Raw genomic sequence first — 21663 nt, forward strand, 5'->3', positions numbered from 1 at the left:
CTCGCCTGCGCCTGAGTGATTCCTGTATTTCAGCCGTGAAACTCGTTGTGTGATATCTCAAAAAAATTCTTGCAATATTCGCGAAAGCCATTTAGGGTTGGCTCACTCTTTCTTAATTTGCCGTTTTCGCCACACTTCTAGCAGCCGTTTGGCCCTTGGAACACAGTGACGTACCCGTAGCTTCAGCTGCGACGCCGGCTTGTTGTCTAAAACGAATTCAAAAAATCGCTTCAGAGCGATCAGGGAGATTCTTTGTCTTTTTTCGGAGGTTCTATGCGTAGGCAATCGGTAAGACCCGTACAGGCTGTGCTCTACAGCCTCGCCGCAATTCTGCTAACCATCCTCGGAACATCGCTCGCGAACGCCCAGACCTTCCGCGGTGGAATCAACGGTACCGTCACCGACCGCACCGGCGCCGCCATCGCCAACGCTACCGTCGTCGCCGTACAAACCGACACCGACGTCAAGCACAGCACCACCAGCAGTAGCGGCGGCGAGTTCCTCTTCCAGGATCTTCCCCTCGGCAACTACAGCGTCACCGTCACCTTCTCCGGCTTTCAAACCGTCAAGACCGACAAGATCTCCGTGCAAGCCGGCGTCATCTTCACTCTGCCAGTCGTTCTCCCACTCTCCAGCTCCGCCACCACCATCGAAGTCGATGCTGCAGCCGTTGCTCTCGATACCACGACCACTACTCAAACCACCGTGCTTGACGCCAAGGTCGTCTCTGACCTCCCACTCAACGGCCGCGACTTCACCCAGATGATCTCTCTCACCCCCGGCTACGCTGGCTACAGCGGCGGCGGATACGGCTCGCTCAACGGAACACGCGCCAACCAGATGAACTGGCAGATCGACGGCGTCGACAACAACGACCTCTGGCACAACATTCCCGCTGTCAATCAGGGCGGCGTCTCCGGCATCGCCGGCATCATCCTTCCACTCGACGCGGTCGACCAGTTCTCCGCACAAACTCAGTCCGGCCCTGAAGGCGGTCGCAACCCTGGCGGCACCGTCAACCTGACCCTGCGTTCCGGCACCAACCAGCTTCACGGCACCGCCTACTACTTCAATCGCAATGAAGTCTTCGGCGCCAAGAGCCCCTTCGCCTCCACCAAGCAGAAGGTTCGCAACTACAACACTGGCTTCTCCGTCGGCGGCCCCTTCCTCAAAGACAAGCTCTTCGGCTTTGCCACCTTCGAACATCAACGCTTCGTCATCGGCCAATCCGGTAACGCAACCGAGCCCTCCGTAGGTTGGCAGAGTCAAGCACAAGCAATCCTGGCGCAGAACGGAATTGCGGTTAACCCAGTCATGCAAAGCGTTCTCAACAGACTCTGGGGTACAAATGTCCTCGCGCAAGACACCGTAGGCACCGTAAACAACTTCCACTCCAGCGACCCCGAGTATGGCTACAGTTGGAACGGTCTAGGTAAGGTCGACTATCGCCTCAGCGACAAAGACAACATCAGTGCCCACTGGTTTGTGGGACAAGGGAGCCAGGTTGCGCCCGTCGGCTCGCAGCTTCTCGCTTACTACGAAGTCGCACCAATTCACGTACAGAACATCGCCATCGTCTACAACCGTGTCATCTCATCCAGCATCTCTAACCAGATTCTCGCCGGCGTCAACTACTTCAATCAGGTCTTCAACGACAACCAGACGGGTCAGGATGTTCAAAGTCTCGGCTTCATCACTGGCGCCACCTTCCCGAACGCTCCAAACATTACTATCGGAAGGCCCGCCACCACCGGCGGCGGCACAAGCGCCGCAAGCAGCAACTTCGATCCCGTCGGCCTGACCCCTCCCGAGGGTCGTAACGACATCACGGGTCACCTCACCGATCAACTCTCCTGGACCAAGGGCAAGCACCAGATGCGCTTCGGTGGAGAATACCGTCAGGCACAACTCGACGAGTTTTACCATCGCCATGCTACCGGCAGTTTCACCTTCGACGGAACTCAAACCACTGCGGTCGCTACCGCCAACAACGGCGGCCACGCGCCAACACCGAATCCAGATGGTCTGGACGGATACCGCTACTCCCTCGCTGACTTTTTGGCCGGTACGACATCCGCCGCCAGCATCACCATCGGAGACCCCGAGCGTCAGGTCTTCGTCAACACCTGGTTCCTCAACGCGGGCGACTCCTGGCAGCTCACTCCCAAGCTCAACGTGAACTACGGAATCCGCTACGATTACGAGGGACCGCTCCACAACTCGTACAAGGATATGTCCGTCTTCCGTCCCGCTCTTACCTCCACCAATGGTCTTGCCTTCCAGGGCAGCGAGATCGACTCCCTCTACCCGAAGTACTACAAGAACTTCAGTCCGCGCGTTGGCCTCAGCTATGCTCTCGATTCCAATACCGTCATCCGTGCCGGCTACGGATGGTACGCTGACACCCCCAATCTCAACCCCTTCCTCGATAACCGTCCCGGCAACCAGGCTCCGAACGGTGTCGAAGGCAACCCCGGTGGCGCAAGCCCTGTCTACTCCGTCTCAGCCGCAAACGGCGGATCGAACACCACCATCGTGCAGGGAGTTCCTATCTTCCCCTCCTCGGTGGGATATCCCTGCGCTGCCACCTCACCCTGCGGCGTCTTCTCCGTCAACCCCAACTTCCGCCCCTCCTACAACGAGAACTACAACGTCAACCTCGAGCACACCCTGGCACCCAGCGTAATCTTTCAACTGGGTTATGTAGGCTCATCAGCCCGTCATCTCCTCAGCCTCCTCGACATCAACCAGGCCACTCCCGGCATCTATGTAAGCGATCCACCAACGGTACCGAATGGTGAGTCCGCTGACTTCAAACGCCAGCAACATCGTCCGTTCTACGGCCCCTATCAGCAGTACGGCAACATCAACCAGATCGAAAGCATCGGCACCGCGAATTACAACTCGCTCCAGGCGCAGATTCGCATCACCAACTGGCATCACTTCTCCACCCAAACCATCTATACCTGGTCTCACGCCCTCGACGAAGTTTCGGCCTACCGCGGCGCTCTTCCTCAAGACAGTACCAACTTCAAAGGCGACTACGGCAACTCAGACTTCGACACTCGGAATACCTTCGTCAGCTTCGTGAGCTACGAAGTTCCTGGCTCGCAGCACCTGAAGCGCCTCACTGGTGGCTGGCAGGTCAACAGTCTACTTTCTTTCCATGGTGGCCAGCCCTTCACCGTCCACGCCTCCGGAGACATCAGCGGAACCAACGAAGGCAACGATCGCGCAGTCCAGATCGCTCCTGCTCGCACCGGCTATCAGGGTCAGTCCACCACTGCGAACTGGATCGACCTCAGCGCCTTCCAGGATCCCAATCCAGGTACGTTCGGCACCGTTCGCCGCAACCAATTCTTCGCTCCTGGCTACAGTGACGTTGATCTCTCGGTCTTCAAAAACACGAGAATCGGCGAGCGGCTCACCATTCAGCTTCGCGCAGAGATGTTCAACCTCTTCAACCGTAATAACTTTGCTCCACCTTCCCCCTCCGTCGGCGGCAGCTCACAACTCAGCGACACCATCGGCGACTACAACGGCGCACCCGGCATCGGCGCCGGCGAAGCCTTCAACACTCAATTCGGTGGAAAGATCATCTTCTAACCCCGAGCTAACCCCAGCGCGCAACCAAAAGCCCCATCCCGCAGAGCATCGCCGGATGGGGCTTTTTCACGTCCACTCATCAACCTACAAAGGCCACTTCCACTCTCGAATCTCCTGGCTATCGATCCCGTTCTCATGCGCGTAGTTCACCGCTTCGATAATCTGCCCCTTCAGCCACTCCTTGGTATGCGCCGCCGTCATCTGCAGCCGCGGCACCCGATCGATCACATCGATCGCCAGATCAAACCGATCGATCTGATTCAGAATCGCCAGCTCCAGCGGAGTATTGATATTTCCCTTCTCCTTGTACCCGCGCACATGAAAGTTCTCATGATTCGTCCGCTTGTAAGTCAGCTTATGGACCAGCGAAGCGTAGGCATGGAAGTTGAAGATCACTGGCTTGTCCTTCGTAAACAAACTATCGAACTCTCTCTCCGAAAGCCCATGCGGATGCTCCGTCTCCGGCATCAACCGGAACAGATCCACCACGTTCACAAACCGAATCTTCAAATCCGCACAGCGCTCCCGCAGAATCGCAACAGCAGCCAACGCCTCTTCCGTTGGAATATCCCCGGCACACGCAATCACAACATCCGGCTCCTCCCCCGCATCGTTGCTCGCGAAGTCCCAGATCCCAATCCCCTTCGTGCAATGCGTTACCGCATCCTCCATATTCAGATATTGCAGATGCAGTGCCTTATCCGCAACAATCACATTCACGTAGTTTGAACTGCGCAGACAGTGATCCCCCACGCTCAACAGACAGTTCGCATCCGGCGGCAGATAAATCCTCGTCACCTCCGGGCTCTTATTCGTCACCACATCCAGAAATCCCGGGTCCTGATGCGTAAACCCGTTATGATCCTGCCGCCAAACCAGCGAAGTAATCAGCAGATTGATCGACGAGATCGGCGCCCTCCATCTCAGCTCTAGCTTGCTCTTCTCCAGCCACTTCGCATGCTGATTGAACATCGAATCGATAATGTGCACAAACGACTCATACGTCGAAAAAAAACCATGCCGGCCCGTCAACACATAACCTTCGAACCATCCCTCCAGCGTATGCTCGCTCAGAATCTCCATCACGCGGCCCTCACGCGAAAGATCGCCGCCATCGGCATCCTCCGGGAGCATCTTCGCCATCCACGTCTTTCCGTGGCTGCCCTCGTAGATCACCTGCAGCTTATTCGAAGCTGTCTCGTCCGGCCCGAACACGCGAAAGCTCGTCATATTCTTTTTCATCGCGTCGCGCAAAAAGTGCGCCAGCACATCAGTAGGCGAAATCTCAATCTGCCCCGGCTTTTCAACCTTAACCGCATAATCGCGGAAATCAGGCAGCTCCATCGGCTTCCGTAGCAGCCCTCCATTTGCATGCGGATTCGCAGTAATCCTTCGCTGCCCTACTGGAGCCATCTCCTTCAACTCCGCGATCAACTTACCCGAATCATCAAACAGCTCCTCTGGCTTATAGCTCTTCATCCACTTCTCAAGAAGCTTCAAATGTTTTGGATTCGTCACCGGATCAAGAATCGGCATCTGGTGTGCCCGCCACGATCCCTCCAGCTTGTGTCCATCAATCTCCTTCGGGCACGTCCATCCTTTCGGCGAGCGCAGAATGATCATCGGCCAACGCGGCCGCTCAGGCTCTGTCCCCTTGGGCGCACTCCGTGCCTTCTTCTGAATCGCGCGGATCTCCTTCACGCAATCCTCCATCACTCCAGCCATCAACTGATGCATCGTCGCCGGATCATCTCCTTCGACAACATGCGGCTCCCACCCATACCCCTTGAACATCCACTCCAACTCTTCGGGCGTAATGCGTGCCAGGACAGTAGGATTCGCGATTTTGTAACCGTTAAGGTGCAGTATCGGAAGCACCGCACCATCCCGCACCGGATTCAGAAATTTATTCGAGTGCCACGAAGTGGCCAGTGGCCCAGTCTCAGCCTCCCCGTCGCCAACCACTACGGTCACAATCAGATCAGGATTATCAAACGCCGCGCCAAACCCATGCGACAGGCTGTACCCAAGCTCGCCGCCCTCATGGATCGACCCCGGCGTCTCCGGCGTACAGTGGCTCCCAATGCCACCCGGAAACGAAAACTGTTTGAAGAACTTCTGCATTCCTACAACGTCTTCGCTCTTATCCGGATACACTTCCGAATACACACCCTCCAGATAGCTGTTCGACAACGTTGCAGGCGCCCCGTGGCCGGGCCCCGACAGGTAAATCAGATCCAGATCGTATTTTTTGATCAGACGGTTCAAATGCACCCATATAAAGCTCTGCCCGGGATCCGATCCCCAGTGCCCAAGCAACCGGTTCTTGATGTGCTCCGGTTTCAGCGGCTCTCGCAACAGTGGATTCGCCCGCAGATACAGCATTCCCACGCAAAGATAGTTGCAGGCGCGCCAATAGGCATCCACCTTCCGCAGTTCCTCAGCCGAAAGCGGCTTACCACCCTGACTCTTATCTTTACCCAGCTCTTTGGAAACGTTGCTCATAGATAAACTCCGTCAGTCATGGTTCAGTAAAGTCGGAAACAAGTTAGCTTGCAAAAATTTGTAACCGTTAAAGAACTATCTTGTAGATTGGGCCATTTGATGAACATGCACCGCGATCATCCAATCTTCTTTCGCCGGAACGACAAGTACCATCGTTGCAGAATCAGATGCACTTATCTGTCGAAGAGCGTCTCCCTTAGCCCCGTTCAGCTCAGAATTAATAGAGATGCCCAAACCATCCATTCCAGCTAATATCTCCGCGCGCGACCGCGTATCGTGCTCCCCAATTCCACCTGCAAACACCACCGCATCGATCCCACCCATCAACGCAATGAAGCCGCCTAGAGCCTTCTTCACACTCCGCGTAAAGATCTCCACCGCCAGCCTCGCCGCAGCATCGCCCTTCATCACGGCCTCCCGCACCGCCTTCATATCATTCGGCATGCCCGAGAGCGCCACCATCCCCGCATCATGGTTCAGCATCTTCTCCAGCTCCCCCACCTGGTCACCCTTCCTCTGTCGCAACAGATAAAGCACCAGCCCCGGATCGAGATCCCCCGGCCGCGTCCCCATCACCACACCACCCGTCGGTGTCAGCCCCATCGTCGTGTCGATCGAGCATCCATCCACTAACGCCGTAACGCTGCACCCGCTGCCCAGGTGCGCAATCGCCATCCGTTTCGGAAACGAAATTGCCTTCTCCGCTCGCAGCTGCTGCACAATCGACTCGCAGCTCAACCCATGAAACCCATACCGCCGAACTCCCCGCTCGCGATACTCCGCCGGAATCGGATACGTCGTCGCAACCTCAGGCATCGTCTCGTGAAACACAGTATCAAAACAGGCGTAGTGCACCACCCCAGGAAACTTTGCCATCATGTCTTTGATCACCTCAATCACCGCAGGATCATGCAGCGGCGCAAACACCACCGCCTCCTCGAGATCCTTCAGCACCTCCCCGGTAATCCGCTGATGCCGATCCAGCTTTGCTCCCGGATGCACCACCCGATATCCCACCGCGTCCACCGTTGGCAAACCCTGCCCACTTACCGCCTCAACTACCAGCCCAATCGCCTCCACTGCCGTCTGAGCCTCTACCTCGCTGCGCCCCCCGCTTAAATCCCGTCCACCCGCGTCGCGAAATTTGAAACTCCCCTTCGCCCCGCCAATGCCGGCCACCTCCCCCTCAAACAGCGACCGTATCTCATCCCCCTCAGCTTCAAACAGGGAAAACTTTATCGACGAAGATCCGCTATTGATAACGAGTATGTGCACAGCACTCCTGTCGCAAACCCTTGCCTACGCTACACCCAGCCCATCACAGGCCCGTAAATTCTCCCTCAAGCGTCTTCCTCCAACCAAGGTCACCCGATGTTGGATGCATCTCGAACCCTCCCTCCACTCCACTCGACGGCATCTTCGTCCATACCTCCGCCACCCCTGACATCCTCCCCCAAAAGTCCCACCCGCTTCCCCGCGCAAAATCTGCCCCACCCATCTAAACTCAATCCATGTGTGGAATCGTTGGATACATTGGTCCTCAGTCTGTCGTCCCCGTCATCATTGAAGGTCTTCGCCGCCTCGAGTACCGCGGTTACGACTCCGCCGGCATCGCCGTAGCCGGAGGCCCCAGCGGCCTCGAACTCCGCCGCGCCCCCGGCAAGCTCCGCAACCTCGAAACCGCCATTCACGCCTCCCCCATCGATGGCACCTTCGGCATCGGCCACACCCGCTGGGCCACCCACGGCCGCCCCACGGAAGAGAACGCCCACCCCCACCGCGACGGCTCCGGCACCCTCGTCGTCGTCCACAACGGCATCGTCGAAAACTACCTCGCCCTCAAAAAAGAGCTCATCGCCAAAGGCCACAAGTTCGTCTCCGAGACCGACACCGAGATCATCGCCCACCTCATCCAAGACGCCTACGAAAACGGCCACCCCCAAGTCATCGGACACGGCCGCAATCAAACCGCCAGCCCCTACGCCGGCACCAACTCCGCCAACGAGTCCGAAGCCGTCGTCACCACCCTCAACCCCGACGGCACCCGCCCCACCATCTCCCTCGAAACGGCCGTCCGCATCGCCGTCAAGCGCATCACCGGAGCCTTCGCCATCGGTGTCCTCTCCGCACTTGAACCCAACAAGCTCGTCGCCGCCCGCATGGGCCCGCCCGCCGTCATCGGCATCGGCGACGGCGAATTCTTCCTCGCCTCCGACGTCCCCGGCATCCTCCACCACACCCGCAACATCCACTTCCTCGCCGACGGCGAACTCGCCATCCTCACCAAAGATGGCGTCACCCTCACCGACTTCGACGCCAAGCCCCTCCCCCTAAAAGTCCAGCGCATCACCTGGGACCCCATCCAGGCCGAAAAAGCCGGCTACAAGCACTTCATGCTCAAGGAGATCAACGAGCAGCCCCGCGCCATCCGCGACACCACCCTCGGCCGCGTCTCCCTCGACACCGGAAAAGTCTTCCTCGAAGCCATGCAGATCTCCGACGAAGACCTCCGCAACGCCAGCCAGATCACCATCGCCGCCTGCGGAACCTCCTGGCACGCTGGCCTCGCCGGCAAGTTCATGATCGAGCGCCTCGCCCGCCTCCCCGTCGAAGTCGACTACGCCTCCGAGTACCGCTACCGCGACCCCATCGCCGACCCACGCGCCATCGGCCTCCTCATCACCCAGTCCGGCGAAACCGCCGACACCCTCGCCGCCCAGGCCGAGCTCATCGCCAAAGGATCCAAAACCCTCGCCATCTGCAACGTCGTCGGCGCCGCCGTCACCCGCAAAGCCCAGGGCACCCTCACCACCAACGCCGGCCCCGAGATCGGCGTCGCCTCCACCAAAGCCTTCACCGCCCAGCTCACCGCCCTCTTCGTCCTCGCCCTCCACCTCGCCCAGGTCCGCGGCACCATCTCCGACGAAGAATCCCTCCACCTCGTCACCGAGCTCTCCAAACTCCCCGGCAAGCTCGCCTCCATGCTCAACATCAACTCCCCCGACGCCCCCGGCTCCTCCGAAGGCGTCGCCGCACCCATCCGCCCCTCCACACGCGCCGCGGCATCTGATACAGAACGCCGCTCCACCGTCCGCCTTCCACTCTCCGCCCAGTGTGAAGAGCTCGCCCGCCTCTTCCACACCTCCGACGACTTCCTCTTCCTAGGCCGCGGCATCCACTACCCCATCGCCCTCGAAGGCGCACTCAAGCTCAAGGAGATCTCCTACATCCACGCCGAAGGCTATCCCGCCGGCGAGATGAAGCACGGCCCCAACGCCCTCATCGACGAATCCCTCCCCGTCGTCTGCATCGCCACCAAGGACCCCAACGATCCCTCCAGCGTCCTCAAGTACGAAAAAACCCTCAGCAACATTCAAGAGGTCACCGCCCGCTCTGGCCGCGTCATCGCCATCGCCATCGAAGGCGACACCGAGATCAGCCAGCTCGTCGAGCAGACCATCTACATCCCCCAGGCCCCCGAACTACTCCTTCCCATCCTAGAAGTAGTCCCCCTCCAACTCCTCGCCTACCACATAGCCGTCCGTCGAGGCTGCGACGTAGACCAACCCAGAAACCTAGCGAAAAGTGTCACCGTAGAGTAGGGGAAGTAAGACTTGGACGACGGCAAGGCAACGTTTCGCGCAAATGAGTATTGGATGCATGACGTGGGTGTCAGCCCCTGGTCACTTCAATTACTTTGTTTGAGAAACGACGAAGGCGAAGTTCAGATCACACCGGGAATACGTGTGGAATTGTCTCTGTGTAATCTCTCACCTTTCTTCAGAATGGTTTCTGAGATAATGCCAGTGATCCAATGTTACGATTCACGTTTCTATCGCATCAACTCGCATATGCGGCAGGAATTAATGAAACCCACGATTCGAATTTCACAGAAAAAGACGGTGGAATTTGGCGGCTTCGGAAATATTGGTTTATATCCCTACAAAATAATTTACATAGAAGGTATGGCAAACGAGAACCTGCAGAAAAAAATTGGTGAATTAGCTGTCAAGCCACTTGTAGTTTGCAACGAATCACAAGTCAAGGATTATGAGAAGTACGGTTGCTGCGTCCTTAGTTTCGATGAGGCAACAAGCCCAAAGCTTAATAGTGAAATACGGACACTCGCGAAGCTGAATTGGCTTTCGGAATCATTGCCTCATCTTGACCCGGCATTGGTAGAACCGATCCTGCAGGTTGTTCAACATCCTGAAGCCTACATTTTTGAAAGTTCATCTTTACCCCCGATTCCGACTCACAATTCACACATCGCATTACCAAACGAACTCTTAGCGAACCAGATGCGCCGAGTCTTTGATGTGGCACCCGGATTGAGTTCCCAAAATGCCAACATCGTTCAACTTCAGATGGAATCCATGCAACTTGTTTTTCAACAGCAAGCAGTCGATGCATTGCTCTCTATAAGAGAGGATGGTCTGCTTACTGCTCATGGCCTCGAAAAAGCCATAGATTCCTTCCTTATAACACGCAACGGAGTCGCATATGAGCGACTGGTGAACGAGAAAAATATTACAAATGGCTTACCATTACATCTCGCGCTATGGGTTCCATGTATCAATAAAACACTTACAACGGAGGCGCTCTCAAGAAGAATACCAAGTAGATTGCTCCGGTTACTCTTTGGAAAAGAAGATGCTAATTTCGGTGAGGTAGTTCTAGAGAATTGGGCTAGAGATACTAAAGATATCGAAATGCTTGAACATTTGATTGAAACTCAAAAACAGGAGTCTGAGTTTATAAGCAATCTTCAGTGCCTCTATACTTTGGCCGAAAGGTCACCAAGCATTCGGGTGCCAAGAGTTGCAAGCTCTTTCCATGGAAAACTTCGCGAAATACGACAAAGATATCAAGAAAAAAATGTACCCGCACTAAATAGAGCAATAGCAGAATTCGGGGTGCATCTTCGTGATGCATTGCCGCGCGCCGTAATCGAATTCATTAGAGATCGTAGGCCACACACTGTAAGACTGTTTTCGGATTTGCCCTTGGAATGGCTGGACGTTGACGGTGTACCTCTCAACTGCATCTGCTATGTGTCTCGTGTTCCCCTCACCCCGGGGGGCCTTACGTTAGGCCACTACATGCAGGCCGAAAATGAGTTGCGATTAGGACTTGTGGAAGCAAGACGACTGCTCATCGTTAACTGCCTCCAACAGGTTGACCCATTATTCAATGATCCCAAAAACTTGAGCCGCGTATTTTCAGATCACAATATCGAACACACATATGTTGAGGCAAGTTCACTTGAAAGCTACAAAGCGCTTTTAAGTGAACACAAACCGTTCATACTTATCCATTTTGGGCATGGAACATACGATAGAGCTCAAAATTCTGGATACCTTCAATTTCGCGAAAGCTATTCAAAGCTGTGGGACATGAAGGGTAGCTATATTCCCCCAATCGTTCTGCTAGGTTCTTGCGATACTGCAGCGCTAGCAGAGACTCATACTACACCGGCAAACGCCTTCCTAGCGCTAGGGTCCAGAGCAGTCCTTGGAACCTTACTGCCCGTTCAAGCCGATCGAACTGTTGAGATGTTTTTACATATCATCTCGTCATTAATGGAAGCCATAAGCACTCAAAATAGACGAGACAACTGGAGCACAGTAGTTGGGAGTTCCCTGCTGATTAGCCGATACAAAGACGAGCTTCACGGATTCAACCAATATCAGGCGCGTAGGAAAGCCAAACCAGCTCCACCAGAAGTCGGCCACGAATTTTTATATCAATTGATAAAAAAATTCGGAAGTATAACACGTGAGGCCTACGAGCGATTCGCCGAAATTTTAGCTTCCTCGATTTCTTACATCAACAAAGAAGTTGGGGACGAGTTCCGACAATACTCTAAATTGAATATGTCGGTCCCGCACTCGATGTTCTTTACGCATTTAGGTTCACCAGAAACGATTCGTATTATCAGTAGCCCCGGCGACTGGGAACCGGCTACACAGGCAAGGAAGAGAATGGTCGCTCGAAACGCAAAGGATATTAAGTCAGTACTCTAGGACAACTAAGGACGAGCCGGGGCGGGTGGCCCATACATAAAACCAACCCACAACCTTGGATCCCCCATTTCATGCAGTCTCACCGCATGCCGGGGTCCCCAGCGAGCGGCCTTTGCTCGTTGGGGTGGATGAGTGGGCATTCGTGCGGAAGCACGAACCGTCTCCTAAGCTCCAAGAATCTGACGGCAGTCCGCTACAAACTGACTGGGATCAAAACTGTCCGACCGATACTCGTTCTGAGCCACCCTCTCGAGCGAACCCTGATATTCAGTCAAATGAAGAATCTTCGCGCTCGGCCACTTGGCACGCAAATCATCAGCGATGGTGGTCTGCTCCTCATCGCTCAGCGAATGTCCCAGAACCGCAAGTTCGATTGCGGGATTCAGTGGCAGACAATCAATCTCACCTTGCGAACATGCCGACACGACAGCGAACCCCGCTTGTTCAAGCACGAGCAGGCGAGTCTCTAGAAGCCATGCTTCGTTTCCACACACCATAATCTGTCGAGACACGGAAGACCACCTGGGGCCGGAACTGCGAAGGTTCTAAGAGTCTAGACTTCGGGGCTATGTCATGCAACCGACATATAAGTCCATACATCTCAACGCTTACCGATCGCATCTCTAAACCATTGGAACGAGGCTTTGGCCGTACGCTACTCACGCGTCTGGAAAAGGCATTAGATGAATGATCGAGAGACAAATAGTTCTCAGACGGCCCACGCGGCATTTCTACGCAAGGCAGCAAATCACACCGAAGCTCTCTCCAACCTCATCTACCTCATCTGCGAAGAAGCCGAGCACCCGGCAAAGGTACGCCACTATGCCAGCCTCTCCGAGCACAGCCTTCAGGCATTAACCCAGCTACTCCGGGAACAAATCTAGAGCCGTCTCGATCCAAAGAAGCCCGCAAAAAAGCACTACTGCTCCTGCTTCCCTGCCTTCCCCTTATCATCCGAACTCTTAGGCAGCTTGATCGCTCCTTTGACCGAGATGGTATCTGCGTCGTCCTTCTTCTCTTTAGCATCCATGTCCTCTGCGACAACCGTAAAGCTTCCACCAACAACTCCCTCCCGGGTCGTCACGCAAGGCTTATCTAACTCTGACAACTCCGTATGGTCGTGCTTATAGACCGTCGTCTTCGCAGCAGTCTTATAGCTGACCGACTCCTGGGGCGTCGGCCAGCCGGCCAGCACAGGACACGAGACTCTCGGGCCGCTCGCAGTGGAGGTGTGCGGCGTAAGAGCCGTCGCCGCAGCAGCCGCAGGAGCGCTCGCAGCAGACCCCGCACCAATGAAATCACCCGCCAGAGAGGTAGCGGCGTTCAAAATCGTAGACCAGGTCTCATCGTCTACCTGTGCACTTGCTTCTGTCAGTGTCCCATCGCTACCCAGCTTCGCATTCACCTGCGCCGTCCCTATCCACGGAGACTTCGTATTCAGGTAGTAGACATTCTTGTAATCCACCTCCGTAACAACCGCTGCCGTGTCTCCCACCCGAACGATATTCCCAGCCGCCTCCGCAGTACCTAGCCCACCACTTGTCTCCAACGCGGCAACAGGAGAGTACGACTTGTTGGCAGCCACTTTATCCCAGACAGCCCCCACGCTCGATGGGCACTCCCTGGCGTCGTTCGCATCGAGCTTGTGTTCACCCGACAAAGCACTCATCGTCGTTATAAGCGTCTGAACTTCATCGTTCAGATAAGCCTGGCGCGTCACCGTCATGGTCTTCGTAACCGGAAGCTGTTTGTCGGCAGTCACGGAGATACTAAGCGTGTACTGCGGCTCCAGCCACACCGTCTCCCTCTTGCACACCCCATGTTTCGTATAAAAAGGCAGACCTGGTAAGGAGGGCGCAGTCGCTGCAGGCCCTGGCCCTGTCACTATCATCGTCGGATGAGAACAGCCCACGACGAGGAACGCAATCAGAGTCTGGAAGCAAAACACACCGCGTTTAACACACGGATCGGAAAAGTACATCTTCGCCTCCAAAAGTCGTGAGTAACTCGAGACTGCGAGAAAGGCCCGGAATACCTGCGTTGCGGCTTCAAGTAGATCTGTGAATAAGATGAAACCTACAACTCTGCAAATGAGTTGTCAAAGCTAGGCGCGTATTTCATGCCTCCTCCCCACGAAACCAGAATTCGCGCGAAAGCATGAATCGCTCCCCACTCCGAACGATAGAATAGGCTCCCAAAGGAGCACCCATGCCTGCATCCGTCCCGCCGCCCTTCACGCTCGAAATCGAAGACCACGGCAGCACAGCCGTCATACGCTGTCACGGCAAACTGTTGGCGGGTTCCACCGAGCTCCTTCACGCTCCGGTGTCCCAACTGCTTCCCACCCACCAGCGCCTTATCCTCGACCTCGCAGACCTCACCCACATGGACAGCATGGGCCTCGGCTCGCTCGTCCGCCTCTACGTCTCCTCCCGCAAACACGGCTGCGAACTTGAACTCCGCCACATCGGCAAAAAAGTCCGAGACCTCCTCATCATGACCAACCTCCTCCCAGCCTTCACCATCGTCGGCGAACACGACATCAGAATGTGAGGGATAATAGATCCGCCTCTCAACATGGGCCCCCCGCCAACTTCTCTTCCAGCTCAGGAGTGTGCACAGAATGTCCTCCATCAAACAACTCACCCGCCGCGAAGCCCTTCGCCTCGTCTCCTCTGCCCTCGCCGCAACTGCCACCTTGGAAGCCCTCGCGCAGACACCCTCTGGTACACCCATCGCAGACCAGACCATCAACGCCGGCGGCGTCGACATGCACATCACCGAAACCAGGCAGAACGGCCGCGACGTTGTCCACATTGTCGTCACCAAAGACGGCGCAAAGCTCTTCGAGACCAAAACAACCCTCATCAACACCTCTCCAACTGAGGCACTCACCTCTCAAACCCTGACCGACGGGCACGGGTTCACCTACCACATCCAGGTCAACGCGAAACAGTCTCCCAATCAACCCAACCAGCCCCCACAGGTCACCTTCAGAGTGGTCATCGAGCAGCAGGCAGGCAACAAGCAGGAGTTCTCCGGCTCAATCGGCAGCTCCTCAAACCCCGACAACGCAAAGTATCCACCCCCACTCGACTCCGTCCTCCCCGGCAACGTCAAAGAGCAGCTTTCCCCACTCAATGGGCCGGTACAGGACAAAGTCCACGGCCTGGAGAAGACCACCGGCATCCACCCCGAGAAAGAGGACCATCCTCACGTCTGGGCCGAGCGCAACTGTCACGCCCTGTGCAACGGAATCTCCGGTCTCGCCGCTCTCATCATCTGCGGCGGAACCGCCGGAATCGGATGCGCCATCGCGACCGTCGGCTTTCTCATGACGGCATCGTATTGCGCCGACGCATGCCCCAAATAACATCCTTCCAAAAAGAGAACCTGCAAAAAATAAATCCGGAAAACCTGGCGTATTTTTTCACCTCGAAAAAGTGACTGCCAAAACACCACGTTAGCCACGCAATCCACCACGTGTTCACCATCAAAAAACCACCACAAAACACTCCCTTTTCCCGAAATCCCCTGAAAAACACCACAACTCCCCGCCAACAAAATCTCCATCTGAAACGTACAGCCCCCTACAGATGAGTTGTCAAAATAGTACGCATACTTCAGCGGCTCACCTCAGTAGCGAATTCGCACAAAGCAGTAATTCGCTTCTCTTACTGCACCATCAATTTGCGACCCGAATGCGACGAGCCCACAACCCCGCTTGAGACTCGGCCATCGAACAGGTATACGCGCGCAGCGAATGGCCCATCAAGGAGGGCGCACCATGCCCAGTAGTTCCGATCAAGGCATCCAGAACACGCTCCTGCTACCGCCCGACGATCTAGCCCGCAGCCTGATCCTCGCCAGCGCCGACGACCAAAATCGGCCCCATATCGGATTAGTAGGAGACACCTACACCGTCCTTCTCTCAGGCAAAGACACCGCAGGCCGCTTCTGCCTCATCGACATGCACATCCCACCCGGCGGCGGCCCCCCACCTCATCGCCACGACTTCGAAGAGACCTTCATCCTCGTCGAAGGCGAGATGGAAGCCACCTTTCGCGGAGTGCAGTCCACCGTAAAAGCTGGCGAAACCATCCACATCCCCGCCAACGCACCCCACCAGTTTCACAATTCAAGCGATCAGCCCGTACGCCTCCTCTGTCTCTGCTCACCCGCCGGCCAGGAGGACTTCTTCGCCGAGATCGGCGTACCCGTCGCCACCCGCACCACCCCACCCCCAAAGCTGGACGCAGCAGCCCAGGCAGCCTTCAAAGCCAAAGTAGAAGCCCTCAACCCAAAGTACAAAACCGAGATGCTCCAACGCTCCTGACGCACCGAGGAACAAGTCAGAAGATTCCAGAGCCCTTCGAGAGAAAGGCAAACCACCCAGAGCAACAAGCGCAAATCTACACGCGCAGAGCAACGCCCTGAATCAGCTACTCAGCCTCGCTCCCGGTCTCAGTCCACTCCACCGACTGAGTCCACGGATACTCCCGCAGCTCGTCAACGATCCCCTCCAGAACAGTCGCATCATGCGTTGGCGATTCAAGAACGACCTGGACCACCGAGTTTTCCGTACCTTCGACCTTCTCCGAGATCGTCTTCCGCAGTACCAGGGAACGCGCCGCAATCTCCCGCGTCAGTTGATACAGAGCCTCCGCTTGGAACTCTGTCTCGCAAAAAAGCCTCAGCCTGTAAAACGTGTGAGTCTCCAGGACCGACAGAGACCGCTGATCGATATACCGCGACAGTGGACGCAACACGGAGTTGATCGCTACCAGCAGCACCGCTACAAAGACCGCATCGAGCAGCTCCCCCGCACCGGCACATGCGCCCACAGCGGCCGAACACCACAGCGTGGCAGCGGTATTTAGTCCGCGCACATTGCCGCCGTCCTTCATAATCGCCCCTGCACCCAGAAAGCCCACGCCCGAGACCACGTAGGCAATCACTTGCGTCGTTCCCGGCGCTATCGTCAAACCCAGATCGACGAACGCCGCGGCGCCAAAGCACACCAGCGTATTCGTGCGCAGCCCAGCCGCCCGCTGCCGCCACTGTCGTTCCGCTCCAACGCAGGCGCCGAGCACCAGAGCCACCACCAGGCGTGGAAACGTCGGCTGTTGCAAAAGCGCCGTCGAATCGGTCCACCAATGCAGCCAGGGGTTCGCCATAAGTTACCTATCGCCCTTTCCCATATAGCTTTGCACATTCCCCCCTCAAATCTCGACCCTTGTTCACACTTCGATTTTGACGAGCAACCTCTTCCCGGAGCGGCGATCACGAACTACCCTGGCACAAGAAGTTGATCTTCCCCTTCAACGCCGATCCTGATAAGCTTCTCCGAACTCTACGGATCGAATCTAGGCGCAAAATACTAAAGACGAACAACTCGCCGGAACGGAATGTTCTCTGAAAGACTGTATTCCCGGATGTGAGCCGCAGGTATCGATCCGAACGCCACTCCAACACAGCTGCGCGGGCCCCTATCTCAACTCTCAGGAGAGTATGAAATGTTTATTATCTGGTGGATTATTGTTGGTCTCATCGCTGGCTTCCTTACCGGAAAGCTCATGAAAGGCAGCGGCTACGGCGCAATTGGCGATATCGTCATCGGCATCATCGGAGCCGTCGTAGGTGGCTTCATCATGCAGAAGCTCGGTTACGCAGGGTCCGGCGGCCTTATCTACACCGTCATCGTCGCCATCGTCGGAGCAGTCCTCCTTACCCTGCTCCTTCGCCTCGTCACTGGCAACCGAGCTCGAAACCTCTAAGTCGGCCGCCCAAGCGGATACCTCCGAGCGCTCCAATCCGCGTGCCCATATCTCGATCTCGGTTTCGACTCCGTCTTCGAAGATATGGGCATTCGTACGAAGGCGCGCGAATCCTCGTATACCGCAAAGCTATCTCCCCTAAAGGTAGTATCGCTAAACCCCTCAGGGCAGACGAAGCTAGTACGATGAGCGTCTCTAAAGGCATCCTCTTTGCAACCCTCCTCTCCCTCTCGGCAAACGTCCGCGCAGAGGACTGCCTGAACAACCTCCCTCCATCGATCCGCACAGCCGTCGAGCAAGACAGCTGGACCATCCTGCAACCCCAGGATCTCGCCGGCACCGACCCGCAACGATGGAAGGGCAACCACCCAGGCGAATGCCCCGGCGTCACCTCGGGAAACTTTTATCCGAAAGGAAAGACCTCCTACCTCATCGCTCTCATTCAGCGCGACCCCACCCAGGCAGGCGAGCAGACCAGCCAGCTCGAAAAACTCACCCTTGTCTACCTCAAAAAAGACCGCCCCATCACAGTACCGGTCATTCCTCCCACTCAGGTTCCAGCCCCAATGGTTGTCTGGAAGCTCCACCGCGGCAGCTACCAGGATCTCTACGGCGCCAAAAAAGTGACCATCTCACGAGAGTCCTTCGTCTACGAAAAACTGGTAGGTCCCGCAAACCGGTTCTACTACGACGGAAGCCACCTCAAATCCCTTGTTCTTTCAAGGTAGAAACTCACTCCTCCTCGGTCTGCAAAGTGATACGCTCTTCCCAATGAGTGGCCCCACCCTGCAAGACCGCATAGCCCACATTACGGAAGGCCTCGCCAAAGCCGAGCGTCTCTACGCCGCCGGTGAGCCTTATCCCGACCCAGAGGGCTCTTGGTCCCTCAAGATCTCGCAACTCAAGCAGCACCTCGCCGAAGTGCGCGAGATGATCGCTAACGAATAGCGTTCACCCTCGCGCAAGGGCAAGTCCGTCTCGGCTTCGCACCCACAAGGCGACGGCTGGCCAATGCAACAGTCGAACATTCACTCTTGGCCACTCGCAGCAGGGGAGACTACTGCTTATAAACCAGCCGTGGCCCGCTGACCTGCTCTACTTTCAGGTCCACATCCACTTGAACGGGGTCGGCGATCTTCACAAAAGGAATTCCACTCGTCATCCCATAGTCCTTGCGGTCAAAGGCCATCGACCCTTTGATACTGCCGGTCCCCGTGCCCTTGCCTGAAACCGTCAACTTCAAAGTCTCGGGCTTAGACACGCCTCGTATGGAAAAATTTCCCAAAACATCAAAAGATTCGGGGCCGGTCTGCACTACCTTCGTTGAGTGGAACGTGATCGACGGGGACTGTTCCACGTCGAAAAAATCCTTGCTCTTCAGCTTTTGGTCCTTCATCCCGCTTCCGGTGTTCACTGTGGCCGCCGCGATCTTGATGTCCAGTACACCCGTCGTCACATCCGAAGAGTTGAACTTCAGAGAGGCATCCCACTTCTCGAATTTACCGACCAGAGAAACAGAGGCCTTCACGAAAAACTTGATGCTGCTGTCCTTCGGAGTCGTTTTGAAGACAGGAGCTTGAGCGTTGCCTGGTGTCGGCAGCAAGACAATTGTCAAAAGACTGAGAAGGGCTAGTCGCATGATGCCTGAGTTTGAACTGTCTCCGCTCCGCTGTCAAACAAGAAGGAAAGCCTCGCGTCTAACCCTTCCGTTTTGCTGCCTTCAGTGGACCGGCTTTTAAGATCTTTCCACCTTCCTGAACAACATAAAGCTGGTTGACCTCAAGATTCTTGAGTTGATCCACCTGCCCGCTAAGCCATCGTATCTCCACCATATCCACCTTTTTGGCCTGGTCGAGCCCGAAGTGCATCCGCATATCGTTTTGTGAAAAATAGCTGCCTCCGCTCCTTAGCTCATCAAGCTGTCTGGAAGGCTTTGCCACATCAGGTGTTGTTGTAGCGGTCACAATCACTCTGGTGCCAATTCCGGAACGATTCGATTTCACTCCAACCAGTTTGATCTTGATCCAGTTACGATTTAGCGTCGAATCGCAGCGCAGAAGCTGCGGTCCAGCGTTAATGCAGTTCACGACTATATCCAAGTCGCCGTCGTTATCGTAGTCGCCAAAGGCACAGCCGCGAGCAGGCACATCCTCCAATATCCCTGGACCACCTTTATTGGTGACGTCCTGAAAACGGCCATTGTGCAGGTTCCGATACAGATATTTGTGCTCCGCATATTTAAGATCAGCCTTCGACTTATCCACCTCAGGATAAACATGCCCATTCGACATCAGAATATCGAGCCACCCATCGTTATCCATATCAAAGAAGCCAACGCCCCATCCAAGCAGGCGCGTATTCTCGCCTAATCCGCTGGGATAAGTGTGGTCTTCAAATGTCGCGTCCCCCATGTTGGTGTAGAGCGAATCGGTATCGCCCGCGAAGTTTGTCTTCACGATGTCGAAGCTGCCGCTGTGGTTATAGTCTCCGATCGAAACACCCATCCCCGCCTGGGGTTTAGCTTCAGCCGACAACGCGGCCCCGGCCTCGATCGCGATATCGCGAAAGGTTCCATCCTTCTGATTCAGATAGAGCGTGGCTGGCGCCGAATCATTTGCAACATAGATATCAGGCCAGCCATCATTGTCCAGATCCGATGCGGCCACACTAAGCCCATAGGTTCCTACCGCAGTCCACATCCCCGACTTCTCACTAACGTCACTAAAGGTTCCATCACCGTTGTTGTGATACAGGATGTTCCTGCCGCCAGCCAGCCCCGGCGGACCGCACGCCACCAGTATCCCCTTATACGTACACGGTCCATCCTCGGGCAAAGGCGCGGTCTTCAGATCGAAGTCGACGTAGTTGGCGACAAACAGATCGAGATGCCCATCGCGGTCGTAATCCACAAACGTGCATCCTGTATTCCAACGCACCTTTGGCCCAGGCTGCATCAGGCCCGCCTGCTGCGTCACATCGGTAAAGGTTCCATTCCCGTTATTCCGGTACAGCGCATTCTGACCATAATAAGTTACAAATAAATCGTCGTTGCCATCGTTGTTATAGTCCCCCACGCAGCACGCTTGCCCCCAGCCGGTCTTGTGCTCCAGGCCGGAGCCGGCGGTGACATCCGTGAAGGTTCCATCCCGATTATTCTTGAAGAGATGGCATCGTGGCTCCTGTCCCGCAGGAAACCCCTCCAGGCGCCACCCATTGACAAGGAATAGGTCGAGCCATCCGTCATTGTCGTAGTCATAAAAAGCCAACCCGCACCCCGTCGTCTCTAGTAGATACTTATTCTTTGCTTCCCCACCGTAGATCGTCTTGCTTGTCAGACCAGCTTCTTTTGCCACATCGAAAAAACTTACCCCAAGCGGCATATCCTCTATCGGAGACCTCTCGCCAGGCGGAGGCGGAGCAGTCTTCGCATCATAGCTGCGCTCTTGCGGACCTATCCCTTTTGGCGGCGGCGGGGCCTGCTGTTGCAACGGCGAAGCCAGCGCCAGAATATCCGCAAATGGCAACACCAGTGCGGTTCGGCTAAGGGATCGGATAAATCTACGGCGATTCAAGTCAGTGAATCCTGTTCTCAAAGTGACCCTGGTTTCAGTGGGAATAACATGCAGCGAGTTGATGTATGCCAACTGTAAGCGTTACGCCAGTAACAAGCCATCCATTCCCTGTCCGCCGAATTATAGCGAACGCTCCAACGCACTGTACACAAGCCCTTCAAGCAGCAATTGGGAATA

General features: G+C 55.8%; 17 protein-coding genes. 10 read left to right on the top strand and 7 right to left on the bottom strand.

The window, feature by feature from the left end:
- The first annotated feature begins 273 nt into the window (after positions 1-273).
- Positions 274-3606, top strand: coding sequence for a TonB-dependent receptor (locus tag HDF08_RS14950; RefSeq protein WP_179639418.1), 3333 nt, complete (start codon positions 274-276; stop codon positions 3604-3606).
- Positions 3607-3690: 84 nt separating this feature from the next.
- On the opposite strand, the gene HDF08_RS14955 is transcribed toward HDF08_RS14950, so the two are convergent.
- Entirely contained in the window at positions 3691-6111 is a 2421-nt protein-coding gene (locus HDF08_RS14955; protein WP_179639419.1) for a phosphoketolase family protein, read from the bottom strand.
- A gap of 75 nt (positions 6112-6186) precedes the next feature.
- A complete protein-coding gene (locus HDF08_RS14960; RefSeq protein WP_179639420.1) occupies positions 6187-7386 on the bottom strand; it encodes an acetate/propionate family kinase in 1200 nt (399 codons plus the stop codon).
- Between the two features lie 236 nt (positions 7387-7622).
- Here HDF08_RS14960 and HDF08_RS14965 point away from each other — a divergent pair, with 236 nt between their 5' ends.
- Both HDF08_RS14965 and HDF08_RS14970 read left to right on the top strand, forming a co-directional pair.
- Positions 7623-9713 carry a glutamine--fructose-6-phosphate aminotransferase gene (locus tag HDF08_RS14965; protein ID WP_179639421.1) on the top strand — a complete coding sequence of 697 codons (2091 nt, stop codon included), beginning with the start codon at positions 7623-7625 and terminating at the stop codon, positions 9711-9713.
- Between the two features lie 12 nt (positions 9714-9725).
- Positions 9726-12137, top strand: a complete 2412-nt coding sequence (locus tag HDF08_RS14970) for a CHAT domain-containing protein (RefSeq protein WP_179639422.1) — start codon at positions 9726-9728, stop codon at positions 12135-12137.
- A 164-nt stretch (positions 12138-12301) separates the two neighbouring features.
- Here the strand turns inward: HDF08_RS14970 and HDF08_RS14975 are convergent, their stop codons facing one another.
- A complete protein-coding gene (locus HDF08_RS14975) occupies positions 12302-12589 on the bottom strand; it encodes a hypothetical protein (RefSeq protein WP_179639423.1) in 288 nt (95 codons plus the stop codon).
- A 231-nt stretch (positions 12590-12820) separates the two neighbouring features.
- Between HDF08_RS14975 and HDF08_RS14980 the strand changes: the two genes are divergently transcribed.
- Entirely contained in the window at positions 12821-13021 is a 201-nt protein-coding gene (locus HDF08_RS14980) for a hypothetical protein (protein WP_179639424.1), read from the top strand.
- 35 nt (positions 13022-13056) lie between these two features.
- On the opposite strand, the gene HDF08_RS14985 is transcribed toward HDF08_RS14980, so the two are convergent.
- Entirely contained in the window at positions 13057-13953 is an 897-nt protein-coding gene (locus tag HDF08_RS14985) for a hypothetical protein (protein ID WP_179639425.1), read from the bottom strand.
- 392 nt (positions 13954-14345) lie between these two features.
- Between HDF08_RS14985 and HDF08_RS14990 the strand changes: the two genes are divergently transcribed.
- The 3 genes from HDF08_RS14990 (at position 14346) to HDF08_RS15000 (ending at position 16473) form a co-directional block, all read left to right on the top strand.
- Positions 14346-14690, top strand: a complete 345-nt coding sequence (locus HDF08_RS14990) for an STAS domain-containing protein (RefSeq protein ID WP_179639426.1) — start codon at positions 14346-14348, stop codon at positions 14688-14690.
- Positions 14691-14760: 70 nt separating this feature from the next.
- Positions 14761-15510, top strand: coding sequence for a hypothetical protein (locus tag HDF08_RS14995; protein WP_179639427.1), 750 nt, complete (start codon positions 14761-14763; stop codon positions 15508-15510).
- Between the two features lie 414 nt (positions 15511-15924).
- Positions 15925-16473: a cupin domain-containing protein gene (locus tag HDF08_RS15000; protein ID WP_179639428.1), complete on the top strand. Its 549-nt coding sequence runs from the start codon at positions 15925-15927 to the stop codon at positions 16471-16473.
- A 106-nt stretch (positions 16474-16579) separates the two neighbouring features.
- Here the strand turns inward: HDF08_RS15000 and HDF08_RS15005 are convergent, their stop codons facing one another.
- The gene (locus HDF08_RS15005) at positions 16580-17314 is read right to left on the bottom strand and encodes an MgtC/SapB family protein (protein ID WP_179639429.1); all 735 of its coding nucleotides are present in this window, start codon (positions 17312-17314) and stop codon (positions 16580-16582) included.
- A 339-nt stretch (positions 17315-17653) separates the two neighbouring features.
- Between HDF08_RS15005 and HDF08_RS15010 the strand changes: the two genes are divergently transcribed.
- The 3 genes from HDF08_RS15010 (at position 17654) to HDF08_RS15020 (ending at position 18862) form a co-directional block, all read left to right on the top strand.
- On the top strand, positions 17654-17914 hold the full coding sequence (locus HDF08_RS15010) for a GlsB/YeaQ/YmgE family stress response membrane protein (RefSeq protein WP_179639430.1): 261 nt from the start codon (positions 17654-17656) through the stop codon (positions 17912-17914).
- 185 nt (positions 17915-18099) lie between these two features.
- The gene (locus HDF08_RS15015) at positions 18100-18642 is read left to right on the top strand and encodes a hypothetical protein (protein ID WP_179639431.1); all 543 of its coding nucleotides are present in this window, start codon (positions 18100-18102) and stop codon (positions 18640-18642) included.
- A gap of 43 nt (positions 18643-18685) precedes the next feature.
- The gene (locus HDF08_RS15020; RefSeq protein ID WP_179639432.1) at positions 18686-18862 is read left to right on the top strand and encodes a hypothetical protein; all 177 of its coding nucleotides are present in this window, start codon (positions 18686-18688) and stop codon (positions 18860-18862) included.
- A 109-nt stretch (positions 18863-18971) separates the two neighbouring features.
- Here HDF08_RS15020 and HDF08_RS15025 read toward each other — a convergent pair whose 3' ends face one another.
- On the bottom strand, positions 18972-19553 hold the full coding sequence (locus HDF08_RS15025) for a YceI family protein (protein WP_179639433.1): 582 nt from the start codon (positions 19551-19553) through the stop codon (positions 18972-18974).
- Between the two features lie 58 nt (positions 19554-19611).
- Entirely contained in the window at positions 19612-21294 is a 1683-nt protein-coding gene (locus tag HDF08_RS15030; RefSeq protein WP_406703567.1) for a CRTAC1 family protein, read from the bottom strand.
- Between the last annotated feature and the right edge of the window lie 369 nt (positions 21295-21663).

This window comes from Tunturiibacter empetritectus (genome assembly GCF_013410875.1).
GTDB classification, from domain to species: domain Bacteria; phylum Acidobacteriota; class Terriglobia; order Terriglobales; family Acidobacteriaceae; genus Edaphobacter; species Edaphobacter empetritectus.

Bases quoted from the DNA above. Each gene is read 5' to 3' on its own strand.
- HDF08_RS14950 (WP_179639418.1), top strand. From the start codon at position 274: ATGCGTAGGCAATCGGTAAGACCCGTACAGGCTGTGCTCTACAGCCTC.
- HDF08_RS14955 (WP_179639419.1), bottom strand. From the start codon at position 6,111: ATGAGCAACGTTTCCAAAGAGCTGGGTAAAGATAAGAGTCAGGGTGGT.
- HDF08_RS14965 (WP_179639421.1), top strand. From the start codon at position 7,623: ATGTGTGGAATCGTTGGATACATTGGTCCTCAGTCTGTCGTCCCCGTC.
- HDF08_RS14980 (WP_179639424.1), top strand. From the start codon at position 12,821: ATGAATGATCGAGAGACAAATAGTTCTCAGACGGCCCACGCGGCATTT.
- HDF08_RS14990 (WP_179639426.1), top strand. From the start codon at position 14,346: ATGCCTGCATCCGTCCCGCCGCCCTTCACGCTCGAAATCGAAGACCAC.
- HDF08_RS14995 (WP_179639427.1), top strand. From the start codon at position 14,761: ATGTCCTCCATCAAACAACTCACCCGCCGCGAAGCCCTTCGCCTCGTC.
- HDF08_RS15000 (WP_179639428.1), top strand. From the start codon at position 15,925: ATGCCCAGTAGTTCCGATCAAGGCATCCAGAACACGCTCCTGCTACCG.
- HDF08_RS15005 (WP_179639429.1), bottom strand. From the start codon at position 17,314: ATGGCGAACCCCTGGCTGCATTGGTGGACCGATTCGACGGCGCTTTTG.
- HDF08_RS15010 (WP_179639430.1), top strand. From the start codon at position 17,654: ATGTTTATTATCTGGTGGATTATTGTTGGTCTCATCGCTGGCTTCCTT.
- HDF08_RS15015 (WP_179639431.1), top strand. From the start codon at position 18,100: ATGAGCGTCTCTAAAGGCATCCTCTTTGCAACCCTCCTCTCCCTCTCG.
- HDF08_RS15020 (WP_179639432.1), top strand. From the start codon at position 18,686: ATGAGTGGCCCCACCCTGCAAGACCGCATAGCCCACATTACGGAAGGC.
- HDF08_RS15025 (WP_179639433.1), bottom strand. From the start codon at position 19,553: ATGCGACTAGCCCTTCTCAGTCTTTTGACAATTGTCTTGCTGCCGACA.
- HDF08_RS15030 (WP_406703567.1), bottom strand. From the start codon at position 21,294: ATGCCGCTTGGGGTAAGTTTTTTCGATGTGGCAAAAGAAGCTGGTCTG.